This is a genomic window from Treponema endosymbiont of Eucomonympha sp., from assembly GCF_001028545.1.
In genome coordinates this window covers 1-744 of the sequence record NZ_BBPW01000327.1, presented here as the reverse complement: position 1 = coordinate 744, position 744 = coordinate 1, and the positions used below count along the sequence as shown (strand labels likewise).

Annotated in this window: 1 pseudogene; it reads left to right on the top strand. The window is 55.5% G+C overall.

The features are described 5' to 3' along the window. Positions 1 to 90: 90 nt before the first annotated feature. Positions 91 to 744 (top strand): annotated as a pseudogene (locus AWU74_RS06870) (hypothetical protein); the annotation flags it as partial.

Below are 744 nucleotides of genomic sequence, written 5' to 3'. Positions count from 1 at the left end.
AAGCATATCGAGCAGTTCGTTCGTGTCATACGCTTTGTCCGCAAGGAACGCTTCCGCCTCCAAATCCTCCATAAGGAGAGGCGACTGCTAATGAAACGGATATTTGCGTGCGGTGCGCTGTGCGCTTTGTGCCTGTCGGCGGCGTTTGCCGAGCAGTACCGTATTGCCGAGGTGCATTACGACATACAGGGCAGGACGAAGGAAGGCGCGCTGGAGCGCGCGGTTGACGTCGATATGGAGACGCTGTTCCCGTCCCGCGCGGACTTTGACGAGTACCTTGCGTTCCTGTCGCAGGTTCTTACCGACATTCGGATGCTTGAGCGCTTCACCCTGACGGAACGCCTCGGCGAGGCGGACGAATACGGCGTCATTCCGGTAGAACTAGAGATTACCGCCGCCGACACCTACAATTACATAACGGTACCCTATCTCAAATATAACTCAAACATCGGCTTTGAGCTGAAGCTCAAGACGAAGGATTTTAACTTCCTCGGCTTGCTGCAGGAAATGAACTTCGACGTCGTCTATCAAAATGAAAAGGACGGCGGCGTGAACACCGACGGCGGGCTGCTTTCGGGAAGCAACATAATCGGCTTGGCGTTCAATTATGACCTCCCGTTCCTGCTTTCGGGCTTTGAAGCGCAGTGGCTCAACAGTTTCGCGCTGTCGTATACCTTCGGGGCGGACAAGCCCGAATTCGACCTGACGTCCGGTTTCATGCTGACGTTCCCGCTCGTGCGCGAC